Here is a 24,084-nt window from a genome sequence, read left to right on the forward strand (position 1 = left end):
ACCGTGCTCGGTCCCGTGTTGCTCGCCGCCTCGCGCAGCGACCGTATGCGCCGCGTCGTCGCCGCCGCACCCGTCACCCGTCCCGTGGTGAACCGCTTCATCGCGGGCGACGAACTGCGCCCCGCGATGGACACCGTGCGGTCGCTGACCGCCTCCGGCCTCGACGTCACCCTCGACCACCTCGGTGAGGACGTCACCGACCGGGCCACCGCGCAGGCCACCAGGGACGCGTATCTGCGGCTGCTGGAAGCGCTGCGGAACGACGGCCTCGGCAGCCGCGCCGAGGTGTCGGTGAAGCTGTCCGCCTTCGGCCAGACGCTGCCCGACGGCGGCCACGACATCGCGCTGGCCAACGTACGGCGGGTCGCCGAACTGGCCGCCGAGGTCGGCACCACCGTCACCCTCGACATGGAGGACCACACCACCGTCGACTCGACGCTGGCGATACTCCACGAGCTGCGCCGCGAGCACCCCGGCACCGGCGCCGTCCTCCAGTCGTATCTCTTCCGCACCGAGGACGACGCCCGCGCGCTGGCGGTCGCGGGCTCGCGCGTACGGCTGGTCAAGGGCGCGTACAAGGAGCCCGCCGAGGTCGCCTTCCAGGCCAAGGCCGACGTGGACAAGGCGTACGTCAGGGCGCTGCGCATCCTCTTCGCGGGCGACGGCTACCCGATGGTCGGCTCGCACGACCCGCGCATGATCGCCATCGCTCAGGACCTGGCGGCGCGCAACCACCGGCCGGCCGGGTCGTACGAGTTCCAGATGCTGTACGGCATCCGGGCCGCGGAGCAGCGGCGGCTCGCGGACGAAGGCGAACGTATGCGCATCTATGTGCCGTACGGCGCAGACTGGTACGGATACTTCATGCGCCGCCTCGCGGAGCGCCCGGCGAACCTCGCCTTCTTCCTCCGCTCCTTCCTCCCCGCCCGCTGATCCGGCCCGCCGGTCCCGGGCCCCTGATCCGCCCGTCGACTCCCGCCCGCTGATCCCCCTTTCTTCACCGAAGGAGAAACGCTTCATGGACGCCGTGACCCAGGTTCCCGCGCCGGTCAACGAGCCGGTGCACTCGTACGCGCCGGGCAGTCCGGAGCGCGCCCGTCTGGAGGCGAAGCTCAAGGAACTGGCGGGCAACCCCGTCGACCTGCCGATGTTCATCGGCGGCGAGCAGCGCATGGGCGGCGGCGAGCGCTCCGACGTCGTGCAGCCGCACAACCACGGCGCCGTGCTCGGCAGCTACGCCGAGGCCACCGCGCAGGACGCGCAGGACGCGGTCGACGCCGCGCTGGCCGCCGCCCCCGCCTGGCGCGCGATGGCCTTCGACGACCGCGCCGCGATCATCCTGCGCGCCGCGGAACTGCTCGCCGGACCCTGGCGCGAGACGATCGTGGCCTCCACGATGCTCGGCCAGGGCAAGACCGCCCAGCAGGCCGAAATCGACAGCCCCTGCGAACTGGTCGACTTCTGGCGGTTCAACGTCCACTTCGCGCGGCAGATCCTCGCCGAGCAGCCGGTCGCCAACGCCCCCGGCGTCTGGAACCGCCTCGACCACCGCCCGCTCGAAGGCTTCGTCTACGCGATCACGCCGTTCAACTTCACGGCCATCGCGGGCAATCTGCCCACCGCGCCCGCCCTGATGGGCAACGTCGTGGTGTGGAAGCCGTCGCCGACGCAGACCCACTCGGCCGTCCTGCTGATGAAGGTGCTGCGCGAGGCCGGGCTGCCCGACGGCGTCATCAACCTGGTGACCGGCAACGGCATCGCCGTCTCCGAGGTCGCGCTGACCCACCCGGACCTCGCCGGTATCCACTTCACCGGCTCCACCAAGACCTTCCAGCACCTGTGGCGCACGGTCGGCGAGCACATCGAGGGCTACAAGTCCTACCCCCGGATCGTCGGCGAGACCGGCGGCAAGGACTTCGTGGTCGCGCACCCGTCCGCCGACCCCGCGATCCTGAAGACCGCGCTGACCCGCGGCTCCTTCGAGTACCAGGGCCAGAAGTGCTCGGCCTCCTCCCGCGCCTACATCCCGCGCTCGATCTGGGACGGCGGCTTCAAGGAGGAGTTCGCGGCCGAGGTCGACGGCATCACCATGGGCGACGTCACCGACCTGTCCAACTTCCTCGGCGCCGTCATCGACGAGCGGTCCTTCGCCAAGAACAAGGCCGCCATCGACCGCGCCAAGGCCGACCCGACGATCGAGGTCGTCGCGGGCGGCACGTACGACGACTCGGTCGGGTACTTCATCCGCCCGACCGTCCTGGTCTCCACCGACCCGGCCAACGAGATCTTCCGCGAGGAGTACTTCGGCCCGGTGCTCGGTGTGTACGTCTACGAGGACGCCGACTTCGAGACGATGCTCGCGCAGATGGAGTCGGTCTCGGCGTACGGCCTGACCGGTTCGGTCATCGCGCAGGACCGGGCCGCGGTGGCCGACGTGATGGAGAAGCTGCGGTTCGCCGCGGGCAACTTCTACATCAACGACAAGTCGACCGGCGCCGTCGTCGGCCAGCAGCCGTTCGGCGGCGGCCGGGCGTCGGGCACCAACGACAAGGCGGGCGCCGCGCAGAATCTGCTGCGCTGGACGTCCACGCGCTCCATCAAGGAGACGCTGGTCCCGCCGACGGACTACCGCTACCCGCACCAGGGCTGACCACGCCCTGCCCTCAGCGGCCCCCGTCACCGGTCCCCATCCGGTGGCGGGGGCCTCCTCATGGGTGACGGTCGTCTCAGATAGTAGGAAGTCCGAGTAATTGTGGCGACAGGACGGCCACGCTGACCTAACTTTGTAAGGAGCCGAACGTCTCGCTCCATCGAGCGAGCGGCGGATGCGAGCAGCGCCCTTCGCGCGGGTCACCCCCGCGGCGCCCGCTCCCCGCCCCGTTCCGTGGCGACCGCCATCCATCTCCTCAAGTTTTCCCTGGAGTTGATCACCATGGACGAGACCGCCCGCCAGAACGCCCTCCGCGCCCTCCAGCGCAGCATGGACCGCCGCGACAACGGCGGCAGCACGGGCCACGAGGCCCGCTGACCGCACCCCGCACGAGCGGCGCGCGGCCCGCGGCCGGCCCCGTGGCCCGGCCTCATGAGACCGGCTCCCCACCACCGGTCTCACGGTTCCGGCCCTACCGCGCGCGCCGCGCCACCGTGAAGTGGTCGATCCGCGCACCCGTCTCCGCCAGCGCGGACACGGTCAGGGTCGACTCCCGCCCCGGCCGCGCGGGCTCGACGTCCACGGAGATGAACGAGTAGCCGGTGTAGCGGACCCGCGACCACTCGACGGTGTCGGCGACCTTGCCGCCGCCCTTCGCGGAGTGCCACGTCGTGACCGAGTCCACGTGGTGCTCCGCGCCCTCCACCGAGTCCGGCGCCGGGAAGTCGTACAGGCTGCGGCCCGCGCCGCCCGCGGTCACATAGACGACGCCGTCCGTCTCCGGCCGGGTCGTCGCACCGATCGCCACCTGCCGGGACACCTGCCCGCCGCGGATCGCGTCGGTCCGCTCATACACGTGGTTGTGGCCGTTGATCACCAGGTCCACCCGGTGCTTCTCGAACAGCGGCACCCACTGCGCCTGCACACCGCCGTCCGAGGCGTGCGCGTTGGTGGTCGAGTACGCGCAGTGGTGGAAGAAGACCACCAGGAAGTCGATGCCGTGCTGCTTGCGGTACTGGCCGAGCGTCCGGTCCAGCCACGCGGTCTGTTTGCCGCCGGTGATCCCGTAGTTGGCCGGGATCTCGTACGAGACGTCGTTGGCGTCCAGCGCGATCACCGCGGTGTTGCCGTAGACGAAGGAGTACGAGCCCGGCTGGTTCTTCGGGTCGTGGCCGTTGCCGGGCAGCGCCCAGCGGGCCTCCTGGCCGCCGTAGCCGTTGGGCGAGTACCAGGCCTCCATGTCGTGGTTGCCGGTGGTCACCATCCACGGCACCCGCGCGGCCACCGACTCGGTCTGCGCGAGGAAGGAGTCCCAGGTGCGCGCGTCGTAGTCCGTGCCGTCCGCGGGCAGGCCCGCGCCGTCCGGGTCGGCGTAGCAGATGTCACCCGCGTGCAGGTGGAAGGCCGGGTTGCGGGCCAGGATCAGCGAGTCGTTGGCCAGCGCGTGGTAGCTGACGCCCTGGTCGCCGAAGGCGGTGAAGGTGAAGCGCTCCCGCTTGCTCTGCGAGGGAGCGGTGGTGAAGGAACCCACGGTCGCGAAGGCGGCGGCGTCCGCCGGGTCGAAGCCCTCGTGGCCGACGCCGTAGTAGTAGGTGGTGTCGGGACGCAGCTTGTCCAGGGCCACGTGCAGGTAGAACTGGTCGACCGGCGGCAGCTTGCTGTTGAGGAGCTGCGGGGTGTGCAGCGCCCGCACCTCCGCCTCGATCTTGTGGCTGAGCGACCAGGGCTGGAGACCGACCCGCAGGAACGGCCTGCGGACCGCGAGCGGCACCTGCCAGGAGACCCGGAACTGGGTCTTCGGGTCGGGGCCGAAGGCGAGGTGGCGGCCGAACGGGGCGACCAGCGCGCCGTCGACGTGGTGCCCGGTGGCGGGCCGGCCGAGCAGCGTCGGGCCCGCGCCGGGGCTCGGGGTGCTCGCGGCGGCGACGCCGCTGAGGAGGCCGGAGGCGGCGATCGTGCCCGCGGCCGCGACACTGCCGCCGATGACCCGGCGGCGGGTCAGCTTGGCGCGCAGGTATTCGTGCTGCTCCGCCATGCTCATCCGACCGGCGAGCCTGGCGTCGATACCCATCTGTGGTGTGTCCATGACGCGCAATCTCCCAGCGCCGTCCTACCGTGGCCCGACTGGCGTCCGTCCGCGCGGTGAACGCGGCGTGGCGACCGGCTGACGCCCAGGATGCCGGATACCTCCGGTCGTCCGGCATGCGGACACGCCGTGTCAGGGGCTGGGACGCGGAGTAGGGTGCACGGCATGTCTCGCAGCATCAGCCTCGCAGTGATCCCCGGTGACGGAATCGGCCAGGAAGTCGTGACGGAGGGCCTCAAGGTCCTTGCCGCCGTGCTTCCGCAGGACGTCAAGCTGGAGACGGAGGAGTTCGACTTCGGCGCGAAGCGCTACCACGCCACCGGTCAGACGCTGACCGACGACGACCTCGGCCGGCTCAAGGCGCACGACGCGATCCTGCTGGGCGCGATCGGCGACCCCTCGGTGCCGTCGGGCGTGCTGGAGCGCGGCTTCCTGCTCAAGCTCCGCTTCGCCTTCGACCACCATGTGAACCTGCGGCCGAGCAAGCTGTTCCCCGGTGTCGCCTCGCCGCTCGCGGGCACCCCGGAGATCGACTTCGTCGTGGTCCGCGAGGGCACCGAGGGCCCGTACACCGGCAACGGCGGCTCGATCAGGACCGGCACCGAGCACGAGGTGGCCACCGAGGTCAGCCTGAACACCGCCTTCGGCATCGAGCGCGTGGTGCGCGACGCGTACGCCCGCGCCCAGGCCCGCCCCCGCAAGAAGCTCACGCTCGTGCACAAGAACAACGTGCTCGTGTACGCGGGCCACCTGTGGACCCGGATCTTCGAGCAGGTCGGCGCCGAGTTCCCCGAGGTCAGCACCGACTACCTGCACGTGGACGCGGCGACGATCTTCCTCGTCACGCAGCCCGAGCGGTTCGACGTGATCGTCACCGACAACCTCTTCGGCGACATCATCACCGACCTGGCCGCGGCCGTCTCCGGCGGCATCGGCGTGGCCGCCAGCGGCAACATCAACCCCAGCCGCGACTTCCCCTCGATGTTCGAGCCGGTGCACGGCTCCGCGCCCGACATCGCGGGCCAGTCCAAGGCCGACCCGACCGCCACCGTGCTCTCGGTCGCCCTGCTCCTGCGGCACCTCGGTTACGAGGCCGAGGCCGAGCGGATCGACGCCGCCGTCCAGGCCGACCTGTCCGAGCGCACCGGACAGCCCGCCCGCAGCACGGTCGCTATCGGCGACGCGCTGGCCGCCCGGGTATCCGCCTGACGCGGCGGTCCGACCTCGAGGCCAGGGGCTGCCCCGGCCCCACCTGTAGGTACCCGGCCCCACCGCTGCGATAATCGGCGGTGGGGCCGCGGTGCGACCGGATGCTCGGACGTCCTAGGACCTGTCCCGGTGTCCCCGCCGCCACGACGGCGAACGACAACGGCTGACCTGCGCTGACAGCACCCGCCAGCGCACGACGGCGAACGACGGCGAACGACAGCGAACACGGCGAAGGACACGGACATGACGACACCCACGATCGAGCTGAAGCCCTCCGCCCACCCGCTGGCCGCCGCCGAGCGCGAGGCGATCCTGGCCGACCCCGGCTTCGGGCGGTACTTCACCGACCACATGGTCACCATCAAGTGGACCGAGGGCCGCGGCTGGCACGACGCCCAACTCGTGCCGTACGCCCCGCTCTCGATCGACCCGGCGAACATGACGCTGCACTACGCGCAGACGATCTTCGAGGGCCTGAAGGCGTACCGCCAGCCCGACGGCACCGTGGCCACCTTCAGGCCCGAGGCCAACGCGCGGCGCTTCCAGTCCTCCGCGCGCCGCCTGTCGATGCCCGAGCTGCCGGTTGAGACCTTCATCGAGGCGTGCGACGTGCTGGTCAGGCAGGAGAAGGCGTGGGTGCCGGACGCGGGCGAGGCGTCCCTCTACCTGCGGCCCTTCATGATCGCCACCGAGGTCGGCCTCGGGGTGCGCCCGGCCAACGAGTACCTCTTCCTGGTGATCGCCTCCCCGGCCGGTTCCTACTTCTCCGGCGGCGTCAAGCCGGTCTCGGTGTGGCTGTCCGAGGAGTACGTGCGCGCCGCGCCCGGCGGCACCGGCGCCGCGAAGGCGGGCGGCAACTACGCCGCCTCCCTCGTCGCCCAGGCCCAGGCCATCGAGCACGGCTGCGACCAGGTGGTCTGGCTCGACGCGATCGAGCGCCGCTGGATCGAGGAGATGGGCGGCATGAACCTGTACTTCGTGTACGGCAACCGCATCGTCACCCCCGAGCTGTCCGGCTCCCTCCTGCCGGGCATCACGCGCGACTCCCTCCTCACCATCGCCGCGGACCTCGGCTACGAGGTCGGCGAGGGCCGGATCTCCGTGGACGACTGGAAGCGGGACGCCGCCGACGGCACCCTCACCGAGGTCTTCGCGTGCGGCACCGCCGCCGTGATCACTCCGGTCGGGTCCGTCAAGTCCACCCGCGCGAGCTGGCCGGTGGCCGACGGCGCGCCCGGCGCGGTCACCATGCGCCTACGGGAGGCGCTTCTCGACATCCAGGGCGGCCGGGCCGCCGACCCGTACGGCTGGATGCACCCGCTGGGCGGCTGAGCGCGGGCAGGGGCGGCGCGTCGGACCGCGAGGCGCCGCCCACCAGGGAAGCGACCGAATGGTGAGACCGGCGTCCCGAGCGGGCCGGTTTGTGGCACACTGCCAACGTGCACCCGTACGCCAACGTGATTATTGGCCGCAGGCACGCCGGTCCGCAGTGACTGATCCCCTGACCACAGGGGAGCGTCACCCGCCCAGACCCGCGTGCAGACCTCTCGCATCCGCGAGAGGTTTTTTCGTTTTCCGGCCCACCACCGCCGGGAGGCGGGGCGCGAGGGACGATGGGGGCAAGTGGAGCTGGATCCTCCCGATATCCGCATGTCCGGACGGGAACCCACTCACCCGACAGGAGTTACGACAGCCATGACCGCCGAACTGGACGACAGCTTCCACGTCTTCGACACCACGCTGCGCGACGGCGCCCAGCGCGAGGGAATCAACCTCACCGTCGCCGACAAGCTGACGATCGCCCGGCACCTGGACGACTTCGGAGTGGGGTTCATCGAGGGCGGCTGGCCCGGCGCCAATCCCCGCGACACCGAGTTCTTCGCCCGCGCCGCCACCGAACTGGACCTGAAACACGCGACGCTGGTGGCCTTCGGCGCCACCCGCCGCCCCAACGCGGTCGCCGCGCAGGACCCGCAGGTCAAGGCCCTGCTGGACTCCGGCGCCCCGGTGATCACCCTGGTCGCCAAGTCCCACGACCGGCATGTGGAACTGGCCCTGCGCACCACTCTCGAAGAGAACCTGGCGATGGTGACGGACACCGTCTCCCACCTCGTCGCCCAAGGGCGCCGCGTCTTCGTCGACTGCGAGCACTTCTTCGACGGCTACAAGGCCAACGCCGCCTACGCCACCGCCGTCGTACGGGCCGCGCACGAGGCGGGCGCGTCCGTCGTCGTCCTGTGCGACACCAACGGCGGGATGCTGCCCGCCCAGGTCCAGGCCGTCACCGGGCTGGTCCTGGCCGACACCGGCGCGCGCCTGGGCATCCACGCGCAGGACGACACCGGCTGCGCGGTCGCCAACACCCTGGCCGCCGTGGACGCGGGCGCCACCCACGTCCAGTGCACCGCCAACGGCTACGGCGAGCGCGTCGGCAACTCCAACCTCTTCCCGGTGGTCGCCGCGCTGGAGCTCAAGCACGGCCGCCGCGTCCTGCCGCCCGGCACGCTCGGCGAGATGACCCGCATCTCGCACGCCATCGCCGAGGTCGTCAACCTGCCGCCCTCCACCCACCAGCCCTACGTCGGCGTCTCCGCCTTCGCGCACAAGGCCGGTCTGCACGCCTCCGCGATCAAGGTCGACCCCGACCTCTACCAGCACATCGACCCCGAGCAGGTCGGCAACACCATGCGGATGCTGGTCTCCGACATGGCGGGCCGCGCCTCCATCGAGCTCAAGGGCAAGGAACTCGGCATCGACCTCGGCGGCGACCGCGAGCTGGTCGGCCGGGTCGTCGCGCGCGTCAAGGAACGCGAGCTGAAGGGCTACACCTACGAGGCCGCCGACGCGTCGTTCGCGCTGCTGCTGCGCGAGGAGCTGGAACGCGCTGAGAACGGCGGCCCGCGCCGCTTCTTCCGCACCGAGTCCTGGCGCGTCATCACCGAGGACCGCCCTGACGGCACCCACGCCAACGAGGCGACGGTGAAGATGTGGGCCAAGGGCGAGCGCATCGTGGCCACCGCCGAAGGCAACGGCCCGGTCAACGCCCTGGACCGCGCCCTGCTCGCGGCCCTCGGCCGGATCTACCCGCAGCTCGCCGCCTTCGCGCTGGTCGACTACAAGGTCCGTATCCTCGAAGGCCGTTCGGGCACCGACTCCACCACCCGCGTCCTGATCACCACCACGGACGGCGCCGCCGAGTGGTCCACGGTCGGCGTCGCGGACAACGTGATCGCCGCGTCCTGGGCGGCACTTGACGACGCGTACACGTACGGGCTGCTGCGCGCGGGCCTCGAACCCCAGGAGCAGTAGCGGGATTTGGCCCCCTGGGCGTCACCCCTCGCGGGCCGTTTACCGGCCTTTACCGGTCTTTGCCGGTCTTTGCCGTGCTCCGGGTCCCGGTCGTGTTCCCCGCGACCGGGACCGTTCATGTGCGGACACTGGCGGACGCGCGTAGAGCTCGGGCACACTCCTCCTGCGCCACCTGCACACCGGTCACCCGCACACCACCCACCCCAGCGGAAACAGCAGGAGGAATCGCATGACGCTACGTCTGCGCGCCCGATCCGTGCTCAGTGTCCTGACTCTCGTCCTCACCGCGGTGTTCGCCCCCGGCATCGGACTGGCCAGCTCCACCGACGCGTTCGCCGTCACCAAGCTCACCCACGCCCAGGCGACGAGCATGTTCAGCGGCGCGGGCATCACCTGGTCGTCCTCCGGCGGCTGCTCCAACCGCAACGTCTCGACGTGTACGTCCTTCGACCAGCTCAACCTCACCACCGCCCAGGGCGCCGTCACCCTCAAGCACGCCAGCGGCTGCGCCCTCAACATCACCGGCGGCACCGAGACCGGCCACGCCAGCGGCACGTACTCCCACTGGAACGGCTACAAGCTCGACTTCGGCAAGAACACCTGCATCACCAACTACATCCACAGCGCCTTCACCTACATCGGTCTCCGCGGTGACGGCTACCCCCAGTACCAGGCTGCCTCCGGCAACATCTACGCCGACGAGGGCAGCCACTGGGACGCCCTCTTCTACACCTGCGGCGGCTGCTGACCCCCTCCGGGGCGCGGGGAACGTGCGCTGCCGCAGCGCAGGGCCTTGTTCTTGGGGGCGCGGGGAACCGCGCGACCAGCCCCCACCGGGCTGTCAGCCCGAAGACAACGGCATCTGCCCCGCTGGCGCCGGTCTTCAGAAGGCCGCGCCACCGTCGGCGGCTGAGCGCGCGGCTCCCCGCGCCCCTCAAAAGATCGGCGAACCGCCCCACAGCAGAGGAACCGCACGGGGCCGCGCCCCGGGAAGGATGAGTACGGATGCTCAGGCCCGCCCCGGAGGCGGACGGCTAGCGTCGGGGTAGGCGAAAGGAGCCCCCCGTGCTGTGGTTGGTGATGCTGCTCGGAGCGGCGACAGGTCTGCTCGGCACGCGGCGGCAGCGCCGCACGGCGGCCCGCATGGGCGACCGCCTCTTCCCCGGCCGACTGGCCGTCTACGGCGCGCGTTCCCGCTTCCCCGCGGCCGGCGGCGCCGAGGTGATGTTCCGGGTGACGGACGACCCGGACGCCGTCGTGCGGCTGAGGGTGGACCGGGCGGAGCCGGAAGAGGACGAGCTGCGCAAGGCGGTGGCGGACGCCCTGGACCGGGCGCGTACCTGGCGCGGCCTCGACGCGGCGTTCCGCGAAGGCGGTTACGAGGTGTACGCCCTCGGCAACGTCGTCGCCGAGCCGTGGATCGCGGCCGACCCCCGAAACGGAACGGTCGACGACCTCCTCACCCGTATCGCCGCGTGCCTGACCCGCTGGTCCGGCGCCACGCCCACGACCGTACTGATCGCCCACCCCGACCTGGTGGCGGGCCTGAAGGACCGGGACCCGAGCGCCCCGACGCTGCTGCGGGTGACCGCGAGACGGCGGCTCGCCGCCCTGTCCGGCCAACGCCCGTACTACCGCGCCTGGTTCGAATGGCGCGACGGCGTCCCCGTCCCCGGCTCGGGGCGCCTCGACCTCGTCCGCCCCTTCGACGACAGCCAGCGCTTCGCCGCCGCCGTGGAGGCGAGCGCCGCCGCGTGGCTGGCCGAGGCGGTCCCGGAGGCGACGGTGTGCTCCGCGACCGGCGTGTGGCGGCTGCTCCCGAACCGCGTCGACCGCGTCACCGGCTTCGTCCTCTACCGCGACGAGCCCGAGCCGGGCCCCGTCTACCTCGGCAAACACGCCCTGCGCGTGACGACGGACCTGGACGGCGCGCTGGTCGGCGACCCGACCGTCCTGCCCCACGTGCGGGAGGGCCGGGGCCGCCTGCACCTGCCCGCCCTGTGAGGAGCGCCCCCCCTGCTCCGTCACGCGTCCCGTCCCCGCAGCAGCAGCCCGCCCCCGAGCAGGGCCGCCGCCGCCCACGCGGCCAGCACCCCGAGCCCCGCCCACGGCGGCAGCGGCAGCGCGCCCACGTCGACCGTGGCCTGGACGCCCAGCCCGGCCGTCATCGGCTCGACCCGCTGGAGCCGCCGCTGCCAGTCCTGGTCGGTGACGAGTTGGGCGACCAGCGGCAGCGCGTAGAGCAGGCCGAGCACGACCGCCACGGCGGCGGCCGAGTCCCGTACCGCCGTCGCCGCACCCAGGCTGAGCAGCGCGATCAGCGCGAGGTACAGCACGGAACCGGCCGCCGCCCGCAGCACGGACCCGTCAGTCAGCGAGATCGGCACCAGCAGCCGGGCCGTCACCAGGCAGCCCGCGACGGTGACGGCCCCGGTCGCCAGCACCAGCCCGGTGAGGACGAGCGCCTTCGCGGTCAGTACGACGTGCCGCCGGGGCACCGCCGTGAGCGTCGTCCGGATCATCCCGCTGCTGTACTCGCCGCTGATCGTCAGCACGGCCAGCACCGCCACGACCGCCTGGCCGACGTAGATCCCGGTCAGCGCCGTCCTCGCCACGTCCTGGCGGCACCCGGCCGCCGTGCAGTCCGCCGTACCGGCCGCGAGCGCGCTGACCAGCACCGTCAGCGTCAGCACCGCGAGCAGCAGCCACCCGGTGCCGGGCACCGTCCTCGCCTTCGTCCACTCGGCGTGCAGCGCGCGCTTCATACGTCCCTCCGCCGCAGCAGGACCGAGGCCACGCAGAGCGCCGCCGCCGTCCACGCGGCCAGGACGGCGAGTCCGCCCCACGGCGGGAGCGGGAAGTAGCCGAACGCGGGGGTGTACGTGCTGTCCACCCAGCCGTAGCGCGGCATGTTCTGCTGGATCGCGAAGCCCGCGGCCGGGGTGATCCTGAGCAGCCAGCGGGCCGGTCCTTCGGGGAGGACGGAGCCGGTGGCCAGCAGGTAGGGGACGACGGTGGCGGCGAAGACCGCCGTCACGGCGGCCACGCTGCGGCGCAGGGCCGCGCCCACGGCAAGGGCGAGCACGGCGCAGAGCGCGAGGAGCGCGGCGGTGCCCGCGATGACCCGCACCTGCGTGAGCGCGGTCACCGGGAAGGTGAAACCGTTCGGCCGGACCAGCCACTTGCCCAGGAGTACGGCCGCGGCGGCGGCGGGCAGCGCGGCGGCGAAGGTGACGGCGCCGATGACGACGGCCTTCGCGGCCAGCGCACGGCCGCGCCGGGGGCTCGCGGTGAGAGTGGTACGGATCAGCCCGCGCCGGTACTCGGCGGTGATGAACGTCGTACCGATCACGATCACCACGATCAGCCCGGTGAAGGTGCCGAGGAGGCTGCGCTCGATGGTCTCGCCGCCGCCGGCGGACGGTCCGCCGACATTCGGCGCGATGTCGCCGGTACCGGAGACGGTGAAGCTGCCGTCGGACTGTTCGCGGTAGCCGGAGGGCCCTGCCGTCTCGCCCGCGATGTCGCCGCCGATCTGCTCGCCGCGCCAAGCACCCTCGGTGGCACCGCCGTTGAGGGTGACGTGGTCGAAGGTGCCGGTGGCGCGGGTGGCCTGGTCGGTGCTGTTCACGCCGCCGTAGCGCTGGCGGGACGCCTCGGTCAGCGGGGGAGAGGTGGTGAACAGGCCCGCCTGGACCGGGGCCGAGGCGGACGGCAGCCCGGTCAGCCGCGCCGTTCCGACCGCCGTCCAGTGCGTACCGTCCGTCGACTCCTCACCGGTCAGCGTCGCGCCCGACCTGGTCAGCCGCAGCCAGCGCGGGGACGCGGCCGATACGGCGCCGGGCGCGCCGGCCGTGTCGTGCGTGAAGTCGTGCTGGAGGCGGACGCCGTGGGCGGCCGTCACCATCAACGCGGCGTAGGAAGAGCCCTGTTGGGTGCCCGCCTTCACGAGAATCCCGGTTTTGGCCCAGGGGGCGGGAGAGCCGGTCAGTGAGGTGACGCGGACGGTGAGGCCGCCGTGGTCCGCGAGCGGCCGGTGCACGAAGTAGAAGGAGTCCGTCACGGCCTGGCCGCCGGGCGCCCTCGGGCCCGTGCAGGGCTGGTCGGGGCGCTGGCCCGGGCAGGTGGCGTGCGAGGTCTGCGCGCTGAGCACGCCGACGACGACGGTCACGAGCGCGGCGGCGCCGAGGCCGATCACCCAGCCCCGTACCGTGCGGAATTTGGTCCATTCGGCGCGGAGTTGACGCAGGACGGGGGCGCTCACCGGGCCGTCTCCCCACCGGGGAGGTCGTGGCGTACGGGCTCGGCGGCCCGGAACTCCACGGCGTCACGGGTGAGTTCCATGTACGCCTCCTCCAACGTCGCCCGGTGCGGCGACACTTCGGAGAGCGGCACGCCGCTCCCGCCGAGCAGCCGTACGACGTCCTCGGGCGCGAGCCCCTCGACGGTCAGCGTCTCGCGGTCGATGGCCGCCACGGTCGCCCCGGCCCGTGCCAGGACCGTCATCGCGTCGGAGCGCGCCGTCGTCCGCAGCGTCACCCGGTCGCCGGACGCGGCCCCGATCAGTTCGCTCACGCTCGTGTCCGCGATGACCTTGCCCCGGCCCACCACCACGAGGTGGTCCGCCGTGTCCTGCAACTCGCTCATGAGATGACTCGACAGCAGGACGGAACGGCCTTGTGCGGCGAGCGACTTGAGGAAGCCGCGCATCCAGGCGATGCCTTCGGGGTCGAGCCCGTTGAACGGCTCGTCCAGCATCAGCACCTGCGGGTCGCCGAGCAGGGCCGCCGCGATCCCCAGGCGCTGCCGCATCCCCAGCGAGAACCCCGACGCCTTCCGCCGCCCCGCCGATCCCAGACCCGCCTGCTCGATCACCTCGTCCACCCGGCGCGCCCCCAGGCCCTGCGCGTGCGCCAGCCACAGCAGATGGTTCCGCGCGCTCCTGCTCGGCTGGAGGGCCGCCGCGTCCAGCAGCGCCCCCACCTTCCGCAGCGGATCCCGCAGCTTCCCGTACGGCGTCCCCCCGATCAACGCCGTCCCCTCGTCCGCCTCGTCAAGGCCCAGCACCACCCGCATCGTCGTCGACTTCCCGGCCCCGTTCGGCCCGACGAACCCCGTCACTTCCCCCTCCCTCACCCCGAACGTCATCCCGTCCAACGCCGCCGTCCCCCCGTACCGCTTCCGCAGCCCCCGCACCTCAATCTCCATGCCGCCCAAGCTATGCACCCCCCGCCCCCCGGTCGTCCCCCACCGGAGCGACCCCTTGCGGGCGACCTCGCGCCCGCGGCGAGCCGCTCTCTCCAGGACCGCGGCGAACCGCGCGCGGAAACCCAGGTGCGTACGCCTCGGTGACGGGGTCAGCATGGGCAGGTGTCCGAGCTGCGGTGGGATGACGTGAAGCCCTTCTTCGACCTCGAGTGGGAGGGACGCCTTCCCGACGTGTGGATCGAACAGACCACGGTCGAGGACTGGCAGAAGGTCTTTGACCTGGTCGGGGAGACCGGCTGGCGGAGCGAGTACGCCGAGGGCGGCGCGGTCATGCCGCTGCCGCGCGCCGAAGCGGTCCTGTCGCGGCCTGACGACGCCGACTGCGCGGACCTGCGCGTCCGGCCGACGCGGGACGTGCTGGCGATCTTCCGGATGGAGTCGGCCGACGAGATCGGCTTCGACGTGGACCTGCGAGAACTCCAGGGCCAGGAGCGGCTGGACGTGCTCTGCGGATTCCTTCGTGCCCTCGGACGTCGGCTGGGCAAGCCGGTGGTGATGACACCCGAGGGCGACGTGGACCGACGCCACCCGGTCCTCGGGTTCGACGTCGAAGCCGACCGAGTCGTGCTGCTGGCGGCCCCGTCGGCCGGCTGACGGCCGCCGTCCGTGCCCTGCCCGCCCCCACCGGACGGGTCCCTCGCGTGGGGGATGGCGGGGGAGGGAGGGGTGGGGAGAATGAGGGGGTGAGGGAAGCGGACCGCTGGGTGGGGGTGGGGGCGGCGGTGGCCGCGGCGGGCGCGGTGGGGGAGTGCGTCGCGCGGACGAGTGCCAGCGGGGTGAGCGGGAGGTTCGCCGCCGCGATGGTGCTGCTCGCGCTGGCGACGACGGTGCCGCTCGCGTTCGTACGGCAGAACCCCGCCGTGGCGGCGGCGACCGTGACGGCGGCGACGACGGTGGCCGTGACACCGTTCCACGCCCTGACGGTGGGCGGCGCCTGCGCCCAGGCGGCGGTGCTGCACGAGCTGGGCCGCAGAGGCCCACCGGTGGCGGCGGCGCTGCTGGCCCTGCCGTACGTGGCGCTGGCCCTGACCCACGAGACGGCGGTCCTGACGCTGCTGCTCGCGGCGGCGGCCCCGACGGCGGCCTGGTCGGGAATCGCGCGCCGGGCGCGCGACGAGGCGAAGGCGCACAGCGCGGTGCGAGAGCGGCTGACCGGATCGCTGGTCGAGCACACCGCGCGGGGCGAACGGGCCCGGATCGCACGGGAGTTGCACGACGTCGTGGCGCACCACATCTCGATGGTCGCGGTCCAGGCGGAGACGGCGCGGCTCACGACGCCGGGAATGCCGGAGGCGGGAGCCGCGAAGCTGTCGGCGATCGGCGACACGGCACGGTCGGCCCTGACCGAGATGCGGCGGCTGCTCGGCGTCCTGCGCGAGGACGCCGAAGCCGAGCCGCCGCGCGGGCCGCAACCCGGCCTGCTCCAGCTCAACGAGCTGCTGGACGAGGCGCGCGACACCTCGGGCACGGGTGCCCGCCTCATCGTTCGCGGCGCGGCCCTGGAACTGGACCCGGGCGTCGAACTGGCCGCGTACCGCATCGTCCAGGAAGCCCTGACCAACGCCAGACGGCACGCCCCCGGCGCCGCCGTGGACGTCGAACTGCACTACGACGAAGGGACGTTGGCGCTGCGCATCCGGGACAACGGGCCGGGTCCGCCTCCCGCGTCACCGCCCGGCGGCGGCCTCGGCCTGCTCGGCATGCGTGAACGCGCGGCGGCCGTCGGCGGCGAGCTGCGCACCGGCCCCGCGTACGGCGGCGGCTTCCTCGTCGAGACGGTCCTGCCCGCCAACTCCGCCCCGGAGCAGCCCCGATGACCCCGGACCGGGCCACACCCACACCCGCACCCGATGCCGCGCCCGCACCCGATGCCGCGCCCGCGCCCGCGCCCGATGCCGCGCCCGCGCCCGATTCCGCACCCGCACCCGCACCCGATGCCGCGCCCGCGCCGGACGCGATCCGTCTCGTCGTGGCCGACGACCACCACGTCGTCCGCACCGGCTTCGCCGCCCTGCTCGACACGCAGCCCGACTTCACCGTCGTCGGCACGGCGCGCGACGGCGCCGAGGCCGTGCGCGTCTGCGCCGAACTGCGCCCGGACGTCGTCCTGATGGACGTACGGATGCCGACCATGGACGGCATCGAGGCGACGCGGCGGCTGGCCGCCCAGCCCGGCTCCGCGCAGGGCCCGCGCGTCCTCATCCTGACCACGTTCGACCTGGACGAGTACGTGTACGACGCCCTGCGCGCGGGCGCGAGCGGCTTTCTGCTCAAGGGCGTCACCGCGGAGCGCCTCTTCGACGCGGTGCGGGTCGTCGCGGAGGGCCAGGCCCTGCTGGCCCCCACGGTGACCCGTCGGCTGATCAGCGAATTCGCCAACCGCCGCCCGGAGCAAGGCGATTCAGGGCAAGCGGACCCGGAGCCACCGAAGGCCCCGAGCGTGCGTACGGCCCTCGCCACCCTCACTCCCCGCGAGACGCAGGTGCTGCGCCTGGTCGCGGAGGGCCTGTCCAACCCGGAGGTCGGCAAGCGGCTGCTGATCACGGAGGAGACGGTGAAGACGCATGTCAGCCGGGTGCTGATGAAGTTGGGGCTGCGCGACCGCACGCAGGCGGTCGTGGCCGCGTACGAGTCCGGGCTCGTGGTGCCCGGCGCGCGCGACCGAGCCTGACGCCCAGGGCCGAGCCCAGGCCCAGGCCCAGCCTCAGTGCCAGCCCCAGCCCAAGGGCCGGGCCCACGCCCACGCCACGCCCTCGCGCCCGAAGGCCGCCCGCCCGCACCTCCCCGCACCACCTCCCCGCACCCACGTTGTCCAGACCATTGCTGTCCTGTGCGCCGCCGTGTTAGAAACCGTTTGCACTTGAGCGGAAACACTCCCGATGCGCCCGGAGGTTCCCCCGACATGCCCCCGACCTGGTCTCGCCGCACCCTCATCCAGTCGCTGATCGCCGCGGCCCTCGCCGTACCCCTCACGAATCTGCCGTCCACGGTAACCGCTTACGCGGCAACGACGGCCGACGCGACGACAGTGGCCGCCGACGCCTACGACACCCTCCGCGCCCGTTGGCGCACCCTCCTTCTCGGCACCGGCTTCGACCCGGCCGCCGCCCCCTACGCCGCCAAGCTCACCGCCCTCGGCGCCAACGCCCGTACGTACGCGGCGAGCATGGCCCCGGCCACCGGCTCGCTCTGGCCCGACTACCCCTTCCTGACCGCCTCGGCCGGCGTCACCAACAGCTACGCCCGGCTCAGCACGATGGCCCAGGCGTGGGCCCAGCCCGGCACCGGCTCCACCGCCGACCCCGCCCTGCTCGCCAAGGTCGTGACCGGCCTCGACCACCTCCACACCCAGGCGTACAAGGCGACCCGGACCACGTACGACAACTGGTGGGACTGGCAGATCGGCAGCCCGCGCCTGCTCCTGGACATCTGCGCCCTCGCCTACGACGGCGGCAGCCTCTCGGCGGACCGGATATCCGCCTGGACAGCGGCGGTTGACCACTTCGTGCCGGACTCGGCGGTCGCGTCGTACGCGGGTACGAGCACGGGCGCCAACCGCGTCGACCTGTGCCGGGTGCTGGCGCTGCGCGGGGTGATCGGCAAGAGCGACGCGAAGCTCGCGCTGGCCAGGGACGCGCTGTCGCCAGTGTTCCCCTACGTGACGACGGGCGACGGCTTCTACGCGGACGGGTCGTTCATCCAGCACACATGGGTGCCGTACACGGGGTCGTACGGGCAGGTGCTCATCGACGGGCTCGGACGGCTCTTCGCCTTGCTGGGCGACTCCGGTTGGGCGGTGACCGACCCGAACCGGCAGCTCTTCCTGGACATGGTCGAGAAGGCGTACGCGCCGTGGATCTACAACGGTCTGCTGATGGACCCGGTGGTCGGCCGCGCCCAGAGCCGGGGGGTCTCGGCGGCCGACGCGCAGCACGTCAAGCAGGACGACCACCTGCGCGGCCACACCCTGCTGGCCAACATCGCCGTCCTCGCGCAGGGCGCGTCCACCGCGGAACAAGCCCGCTGGAAGGGCCTGTTGAAGGGCTGGATCGGCCGCGACGCCTTCAGCCCGGTGCTGTCCGATCCCCAACTCGGCGTCGCCGACCTGTCCCGGCTGAAGGCCGTCGCCGACGCCACGGGCACGGCGGCCGTCGCCGAACCCGTCGCGCACCGGCTGTTCGGCTCCATGGACCGTGCCGTGCACCGCCGTTCGGGCTGGGCGGCATCGATCAGCATGTGCTCGGCGCGCACGACGTTCTACGAGACCGGCAACGGCGAGAATCTGCGGGGCTGGCACACCAACAACGGCATGCTGAGCTGGTGGGGCGCCGACTTCGGCAACGGCCAGTACAGCGACGACTTCTGGCCCACCGTCAACCCGTACCGGCTGCCCGGCACCACCGTCTCGACGAAGCCGCTCGCCGACGCGTACGGCGGCGCGTGGGGTGCGGCGCGGCCGGACACGGTGTGGGCGGGCGGCGCCACGGACGGCGAGTTCGCGGCGGTCGGGCAGTACGTGAAGGGCCTCGGCTCCACGATGCTCGGCAAGAAGTCGTGGTTCTGCCTGGACGACGCGATCGTCTGCCTCGGCGCCGGGATCAAGGCCACCGACGGCGTACGGATCGAGACCGTCATCGACAACCGCAACCTCGGCGCGAGCGGCACCCACGCCTTCACCGTCGACGGCACCGCCCAACCCGCCACCCTCGGCTGGACGAAGACCTTCACCGGCGCCAAGTGGGCCCAGCTCGCGGGCTTCGGCGGCTACGTCTTCCCCGGCGGCGCCACTTTCAGCGCCCTGCGCGAGGCCCGCACCGGCTCCTGGCACGACATCAACACCGGCGGCACGACGGACGCCGTCACCCGCCGCTACCTCACCACGTGGTACGACCACGGTGTCGATCCGACCGCCGGTACGTACGCCTATCTGCTCATGCCCGGCGCCACGACCGCCGCGACCGCGGCCCGCGCCGCCGCCTCCTCCTGGCTCACCGTCCTGGCCAACAACGCGGCCCAGCAGGCCATTTCGGTGCCCACGCTCGGCGTGACCGCCGCCAACTTCTGGAACGCGGGGACCGTCGGCGCCCTCACCGTCACGGCACCGGCCGCCGTTCTCATCCGGGTGACCGGCTCCACCGCCACCGTGTCCGTCAGCGACCCCACGCACACCGGCACCGCCTTCGACCTGACCTGGTCCCGGGCGGTCACCGCCGTCACCGCCCACGACCCGACGGTGACGGTCGCCGCGACCGGGGCCGCTCTCCGGCTCACCGTCGCGCCGGGGAAGGCGGGGGCGTCCCACCACGCGACGGTCACGCTGGCGTAGCCGATTGCGTGCGGGCCCATCGCGTGCGGGCCGATCCTGCGAAGGGCCGTCCCGGGCGGGACCGTCCCGTGCAAGGCCGTCCCGGGCGGGGCCGTCCTGTCAGGGGTGACGGAAAATGGGTCGAGCCCACGGCCCCCGATACGTAAGGTCACGCGGGTGACAGACACCCCCGAGACCATCGTCAGGGACGCGGTGGCGGCCGACGCCGCCGCCATCGCGCACGTCCACGTCACCTCGCGCGAGGTGACCATGCCGTACCTGCCGCCGCGCAAGCGGACGGACGCCCAAGTGGAGGCGTGGGTGCGGGACATCGTGCTGCCCGGCTCGGCGGTGTGGGTGGCCGAGCAGGGCAGCGCCGTCGTCGGCTACGCGTCCGTCGAGGACGGGGTCCTCGACGCCCTCTACCTCCTGGCGGAGGTGCGCCGCCAGGGCATCGGCAGCCGCCTCCTCGCCCGCGCCAAGGCGCACAGCCCCGCCGGCCTCACCCTCTTCGCCTTCCAGCGCAACACCGACGCCCGCGCCTTCTACGAGCACCACGGCTTCACGCTGGTCGACACCAACGACGGCTCCCGCAACATGGAGAAGGAGCCCGACCTCTCCATGCGCTGGCCGTAACTCCCATTCCAGGGGCGGCGGGTGTCAGACCCCGGCGCTAGCATGCGACGCATGGGCATGATCGAGAACTACGCACGTCTGACACCCGCCGAACTCGACCGCGCCGTCCGGGAACCGGACTGGACGCAGGAGTTCGTCTTCGACCTGATGTACGCCGAGTCGGAGGAGACCACGGGCGCGGGTCAGCCGCGCTGTCTCGACATCGACAAGGCGTGGGACGCCCTGGACTTCCTGTTCCGGCGGATCGAGTTCCCGCTCGACATCGTCCACGGCGGCCAGCCGATACCCGGCGCCGGCGACTGGGGCTACGGCCCGCCCCGTTACCTCACCCCCGACCAGGTCCGCACGGCCGCCGCCGCCCTGACCGCACTCCCCGCCGCCGCCCTCACCAAGGACCTCACCGAAACCGAGGTCGAAGAGGGCGTCCTCTACCCGAGCGTCGAGGGCGAGGCCCTCGAAACGCTCGAATACGCGACCCAGCACTACGAGGCCCTCGTCCCCTTCTTCCAAGCGGCAGCCGCCGATGGCGACGCGATAGCCCTCTGGCTCAGCTAGCCCCTCCCGGCGCCTCCCACCCCTCACGCACCGCCTTCCCCACAGCCTCCGGCGTAGCCGTGTCCTCGACGGACTCCATTCCCAACAGCCCGAGCGGAAACAGCAGTACGTCCACTCGCGGCACCTCCCCGCCCGCGTTCCACTCCCGCACCGCCTCGAGCGCCCGCGACACCCCGAAATACGCGGGGCTGACGTCGGCGTACTCCGGCCGCACCACCGGTCGCCCCTCGCCGTCCAGCATCGCCGGGCGCGTGGCGGGCACCACGACAAGACCCGGATAACCGTCCCCCCGCACGTTCCGCAAAATCTGCGCCCGCCCCGGCGTCGGCCTCCCCCCGTACCGCCCGTGCGCGAACACCCCGGCCACCATCACGGCATCAGCGCCCACGTCCCGGGCCTCGGCCTCCCACAACTCCACCGGCAGACCATCCCCCAAATGCCGCCGCCACACCTCAAGAAGCCGTGCGTTGTCCGAAACGATGATGATGTCCACGTCGCGTTCCACTCAGAAGGGGTGCATCAGGGCAGGGGCATGAAGGGAAGGATGCGAACTCGTCCCGCGTGGGCCATCTCTTCCACGGACAGGGCCAGAGCGTCGATTCCGCCGCCCGCGTCCGCCAGGTGGTCGATCAGGCTCTCGGGGTTGATCGCGTCCTTGTGGATCACCGATCTGACCAGGGTATAAGGACCTTCTTCCTTGTACGCCTTGAACGCGGCCCGGGCATAAGCCGCCGCGCCCTCCATCGTCGTCGAGAAGTACTTGGTCTCGATGCCGAGGACGTTCTCGAACCGCCGCGTCTTGAGCAGCTGTGCCAGCTCCTTGGCCTGGACGGCACGGTAGATGAAGATCTCGCCCGGCTTGAGGGCGCGACCCAGTTCCGTACAGGGACTCAGGCCGAACGGGTCGATCTCGTCGTATGGATTCTCCACATACGTGTGGTGGTTGGGAGCCGGGACCAGGCCGAGGGGATCGGGGCTCTGGTAGCGGGCGGTGACCGGGTCGTAATACCGCAGATGGTTGTAGTGGAGTCCGGTCTCGGCGTCGGCGTACTGGCCGGGGAAGCGCAGCGGGCAGTCGGTCTGCCCGTCGACGGCTGGTTGCCGGTCCCATACCGTGCGCGTGCTCCGCCACGCCACATCGCCGTCGGAGCCGATGAGTTCGCTGGGGGCACCGATGAGATCGGTGACGATGGCGTAGAAGCGTTCGTCGATCTGGGCCAGCGGACGGTGTGTGCCAGGCGCGTACTCCCAGGTCGTGGCGGCCTGCCCCGTCACCTCTTCCGTCATGCGCGCGCCGTCCCAGACGAACACGGTCTCCGCGATGAGGCCGCTGTCGCCCCACTGCTGCTTGGCGATCCGACGGCCCAGCGCGTCGTACAGATAGCGCCAGACGCTGCCGTCCGGCGTGGTGACGCCCGTCATCCGGTCCTCGGCGTCCCAGCGGTACTCCCATACGCGCCGGCCACCGGAGAGCAGCCGTTGCGTGTGCCGGACGACCCGTCCCTGTTCGTCGTAGGCGTAGGACGAGCGGCCCGCGTGCCGCAGCAGCGTCCCCTCGACCTCCCGGGCCCCTTCGGCGGCGGCCGTCCGCACCACCGGTCCCGCCGCGGAGCTGATGTTTCCCAGCGGATCGTAGGTGTACGACTCGCTCTCGGAGCCGTCGGCAGTCCGCACACCGGCGACCCGCCCGGCGGCGTCGAGCCGGAAGTCCCGCGTGGCGTCGGGCGTCGAACCGCTCTGGCCGGTGAGCCGGCCGTCGGGTCGGTACGCGTAGGCGCGGTCGAAGCGGCCGGTCCGGCCGGAACCGCTCGGGTCGTGCTCGGTCACGGTCTGTCCCGACAACCGTCCGGCGGGATCCCAGCTCTGGTCGAGTGTGAAGGCGCCGGTCAGCGTGCGTGACCGCTCCCGACCCGCCGCGTCGTAGGAGAAGGACAGTGTGCCCGCGCCGAAGGTCACGTCGTGCGGTTGCGCGGTCGCGCCGTAGTTCCACACCGAGTGGCGTCCGGCCGGTGTCACCCGTTCCACGCGGCGCCCGAGCACGTCATAACGGCTCTGCACCGTACGGCCGTTGACCGTCTCGGCCACCACGGCACCGAGGAGGTCGCGTTCGATGAGGAGCGACGAATGGTCGTTGTCCGCGCGGACCAGCCGTCCCACCGGGTCGTAGGCGTACGTCGTCGCCGTGCCGTCAGCGTGCCGCGCCGCCACCAGCCGGCCGACAGCGTCCCTTTCATAGGTCAACCGTTCACCCGCGCCATTGGTCCGCCCGCTGACCCGGCCTGCCGCGTCGCGCTCGTAGATCACCGTCCGGCCGTTGAAATCCGTCTCCTCGGTGAGCCGTCCGGCCGGGTCGTACCGGTAGCGCCAGCGGGAACCGGCCGCGTTCAGTACCTCGACCAGCCGCAGTTCGGTGTCGTAGCGGAAGGCGGTACGGGCGCCGTCCGGACCGGTTCTGGCCATGACCCGGTCGAAGGGGGCCGTCTCGCAATGGGTGACCGCCCCCAGCGCGTCCCGGTGCTCCACCAGGTTGCCTTCGCCGTCGTACGCCCAGTGCTCCACCGCTCCGTCCGGCAGAGTGCGGGACGTCATCCGGCCTTCCACGGTCCAGGACAGGCGCATGACCCCGCCGAGCGGATCCTGTTCGGCGACGACTCGGCCGAAGGCGTCCCGCTCCCACCTGGTGACGGAGCCGTCGCTCTGCTCCACCGCAAGAGGGAGCCCGGCAGGGCTGAGGGTGAACCGCTGCCGGTGACCGAGGGCGTCCGTCACCTCACGGAGCCCGCCGTGTCCGTCGTACGACGCCACTGTCACCGCCCCGACGGGATCGGTCGTGGTCAGCGCGTTACCGCTTGCGTCATAGGTCTGCGACCACTGCGCGCCGTCCGCCGTCGTGATGCGGACCGGGCGGCCGGGGCCGTCGAACTCCGCTCGCGTGACTGTGCCGTTGGGGTGGGTGATGTGGGTGGGGTTTCCGTGGGTGTCGTAGGTGTAGGTGGTGGTGTGGCCGAGGGGGTCGGTGTGGGTGAGGAGGTTGTCGTGGGGGTCCCAGGTGCGGTGGGTGGTGTG

At 72.1% G+C, this 24,084-nt stretch carries 20 protein-coding genes; 14 read left to right on the top strand and 6 right to left on the bottom strand.

All coding sequences use genetic code 11. From position 1 onward, the window contains the following. The first annotated feature begins 3 nt into the window (after positions 1-3). From ACFZAM_RS11305 to ACFZAM_RS11315, 3 genes are all read left to right on the top strand, one after another. Entirely contained in the window at positions 4-933 is a 930-nt protein-coding gene (locus ACFZAM_RS11305) for a proline dehydrogenase family protein (protein ID WP_355348129.1), read from the top strand. Between the two features lie 85 nt (positions 934-1,018). Further along, positions 1,019-2,650 (top strand): L-glutamate gamma-semialdehyde dehydrogenase, encoded by a 1,632-nt coding sequence (gene pruA, locus ACFZAM_RS11310; protein WP_391044767.1) that lies wholly within the window; start codon positions 1,019-1,021, stop codon positions 2,648-2,650. 234 nt (positions 2,651-2,884) lie between these two features. Next, positions 2,885-3,028, top strand: coding sequence for a hypothetical protein (locus tag ACFZAM_RS11315; protein ID WP_188284990.1), 144 nt, complete (start codon positions 2,885-2,887; stop codon positions 3,026-3,028). Positions 3,029-3,122: 94 nt separating this feature from the next. Here ACFZAM_RS11315 and ACFZAM_RS11320 read toward each other — a convergent pair whose 3' ends face one another. After that, complete coding sequence (locus ACFZAM_RS11320) at positions 3,123-4,736, bottom strand: fibronectin type III domain-containing protein (RefSeq protein WP_391044769.1); 1,614 nt, start codon at positions 4,734-4,736, stop codon at positions 3,123-3,125. A gap of 165 nt (positions 4,737-4,901) precedes the next feature. On the opposite strand from ACFZAM_RS11320, the gene ACFZAM_RS11325 reads away from it, so the two are divergent. The 5 genes from ACFZAM_RS11325 (at position 4,902) to ACFZAM_RS11345 (ending at position 11,258) form a co-directional block, all read left to right on the top strand. Further along, positions 4,902-5,945: a 3-isopropylmalate dehydrogenase gene (locus ACFZAM_RS11325; RefSeq protein WP_391044771.1), complete on the top strand. Its 1,044-nt coding sequence runs from the start codon at positions 4,902-4,904 to the stop codon at positions 5,943-5,945. Positions 5,946-6,188: 243 nt separating this feature from the next. After that, positions 6,189-7,277: a branched-chain amino acid aminotransferase gene (locus ACFZAM_RS11330; RefSeq protein WP_355348140.1), complete on the top strand. Its 1,089-nt coding sequence runs from the start codon at positions 6,189-6,191 to the stop codon at positions 7,275-7,277. Positions 7,278-7,640: 363 nt separating this feature from the next. Then, positions 7,641-9,254 (top strand): citramalate synthase, encoded by a 1,614-nt coding sequence (gene cimA / locus ACFZAM_RS11335; protein ID WP_355348143.1) that lies wholly within the window; start codon positions 7,641-7,643, stop codon positions 9,252-9,254. Positions 9,255-9,483: 229 nt separating this feature from the next. Beyond that, complete coding sequence (locus ACFZAM_RS11340) at positions 9,484-10,002, top strand: hypothetical protein (RefSeq protein ID WP_355348146.1); 519 nt, start codon at positions 9,484-9,486, stop codon at positions 10,000-10,002. 317 nt (positions 10,003-10,319) lie between these two features. Continuing rightward, positions 10,320-11,258: a hypothetical protein gene (locus ACFZAM_RS11345; protein ID WP_391044774.1), complete on the top strand. Its 939-nt coding sequence runs from the start codon at positions 10,320-10,322 to the stop codon at positions 11,256-11,258. Positions 11,259-11,278: 20 nt separating this feature from the next. On the opposite strand, the gene ACFZAM_RS11350 is transcribed toward ACFZAM_RS11345, so the two are convergent. The 3 genes from ACFZAM_RS11350 to ACFZAM_RS11360 are packed head-to-tail and all read right to left on the bottom strand — an operon-like array spanning position 11,279 to position 14,462. Further along, a complete protein-coding gene (locus ACFZAM_RS11350; RefSeq protein ID WP_391044775.1) occupies positions 11,279-12,019 on the bottom strand; it encodes an ABC transporter permease in 741 nt (246 codons plus the stop codon). Continuing rightward, a complete protein-coding gene (locus tag ACFZAM_RS11355) occupies positions 12,016-13,518 on the bottom strand; it encodes an ABC transporter permease subunit (RefSeq protein WP_391044777.1) in 1,503 nt (500 codons plus the stop codon). The genes ACFZAM_RS11350 and ACFZAM_RS11355 overlap by 4 nt, the downstream gene beginning before the upstream one ends. After that, a complete protein-coding gene (locus ACFZAM_RS11360; RefSeq protein WP_391044780.1) occupies positions 13,515-14,462 on the bottom strand; it encodes an ATP-binding cassette domain-containing protein in 948 nt (315 codons plus the stop codon). The genes ACFZAM_RS11355 and ACFZAM_RS11360 overlap by 4 nt, the downstream gene beginning before the upstream one ends. Before the next feature lie 162 nt (positions 14,463-14,624). Here ACFZAM_RS11360 and ACFZAM_RS11365 point away from each other — a divergent pair, with 162 nt between their 5' ends. The 6 genes from ACFZAM_RS11365 (at position 14,625) to ACFZAM_RS11390 (ending at position 21,018) form a co-directional block, all read left to right on the top strand. Continuing rightward, entirely contained in the window at positions 14,625-15,116 is a 492-nt protein-coding gene (locus ACFZAM_RS11365; RefSeq protein WP_391044784.1) for a hypothetical protein, read from the top strand. A gap of 89 nt (positions 15,117-15,205) precedes the next feature. Continuing rightward, the gene (locus ACFZAM_RS11370; protein WP_391044786.1) at positions 15,206-16,339 is read left to right on the top strand and encodes a histidine kinase; all 1,134 of its coding nucleotides are present in this window, start codon (positions 15,206-15,208) and stop codon (positions 16,337-16,339) included. After that, the gene (locus ACFZAM_RS11375; RefSeq protein ID WP_391044788.1) at positions 16,336-17,193 is read left to right on the top strand and encodes a response regulator; all 858 of its coding nucleotides are present in this window, start codon (positions 16,336-16,338) and stop codon (positions 17,191-17,193) included. The genes ACFZAM_RS11370 and ACFZAM_RS11375 overlap by 4 nt, the downstream gene beginning before the upstream one ends. A 231-nt stretch (positions 17,194-17,424) precedes the next feature. Continuing rightward, positions 17,425-19,848 (top strand): polysaccharide lyase family 8 super-sandwich domain-containing protein, encoded by a 2,424-nt coding sequence (locus ACFZAM_RS11380; protein ID WP_391044790.1) that lies wholly within the window; start codon positions 17,425-17,427, stop codon positions 19,846-19,848. Positions 19,849-20,004: 156 nt separating this feature from the next. Further along, positions 20,005-20,463: a GNAT family N-acetyltransferase gene (locus ACFZAM_RS11385; RefSeq protein ID WP_391044792.1), complete on the top strand. Its 459-nt coding sequence runs from the start codon at positions 20,005-20,007 to the stop codon at positions 20,461-20,463. A gap of 51 nt (positions 20,464-20,514) precedes the next feature. Continuing rightward, positions 20,515-21,018, top strand: a complete 504-nt coding sequence (locus tag ACFZAM_RS11390) for a DUF1877 family protein (RefSeq protein ID WP_391044794.1) — start codon at positions 20,515-20,517, stop codon at positions 21,016-21,018. Here the strand turns inward: ACFZAM_RS11390 and ACFZAM_RS11395 are convergent. Continuing rightward, positions 21,011-21,511 (bottom strand): hypothetical protein, encoded by a 501-nt coding sequence (locus ACFZAM_RS11395; protein ID WP_391044795.1) that lies wholly within the window; start codon positions 21,509-21,511, stop codon positions 21,011-21,013. The genes ACFZAM_RS11390 and ACFZAM_RS11395 overlap by 8 nt on opposite strands. Before the next feature lie 26 nt (positions 21,512-21,537). Next, positions 21,538-24,084, bottom strand: a 2,547-nt coding sequence (locus ACFZAM_RS11400) for an RHS repeat-associated core domain-containing protein (protein WP_391044797.1), incomplete at its 5' end; no start/stop codon positions are given.

The sequence above is a fragment of the Streptomyces sp. NPDC008079 genome (assembly GCF_042957385.1).
GTDB lineage: Bacteria > Actinomycetota > Actinomycetes > Streptomycetales > Streptomycetaceae > Actinacidiphila.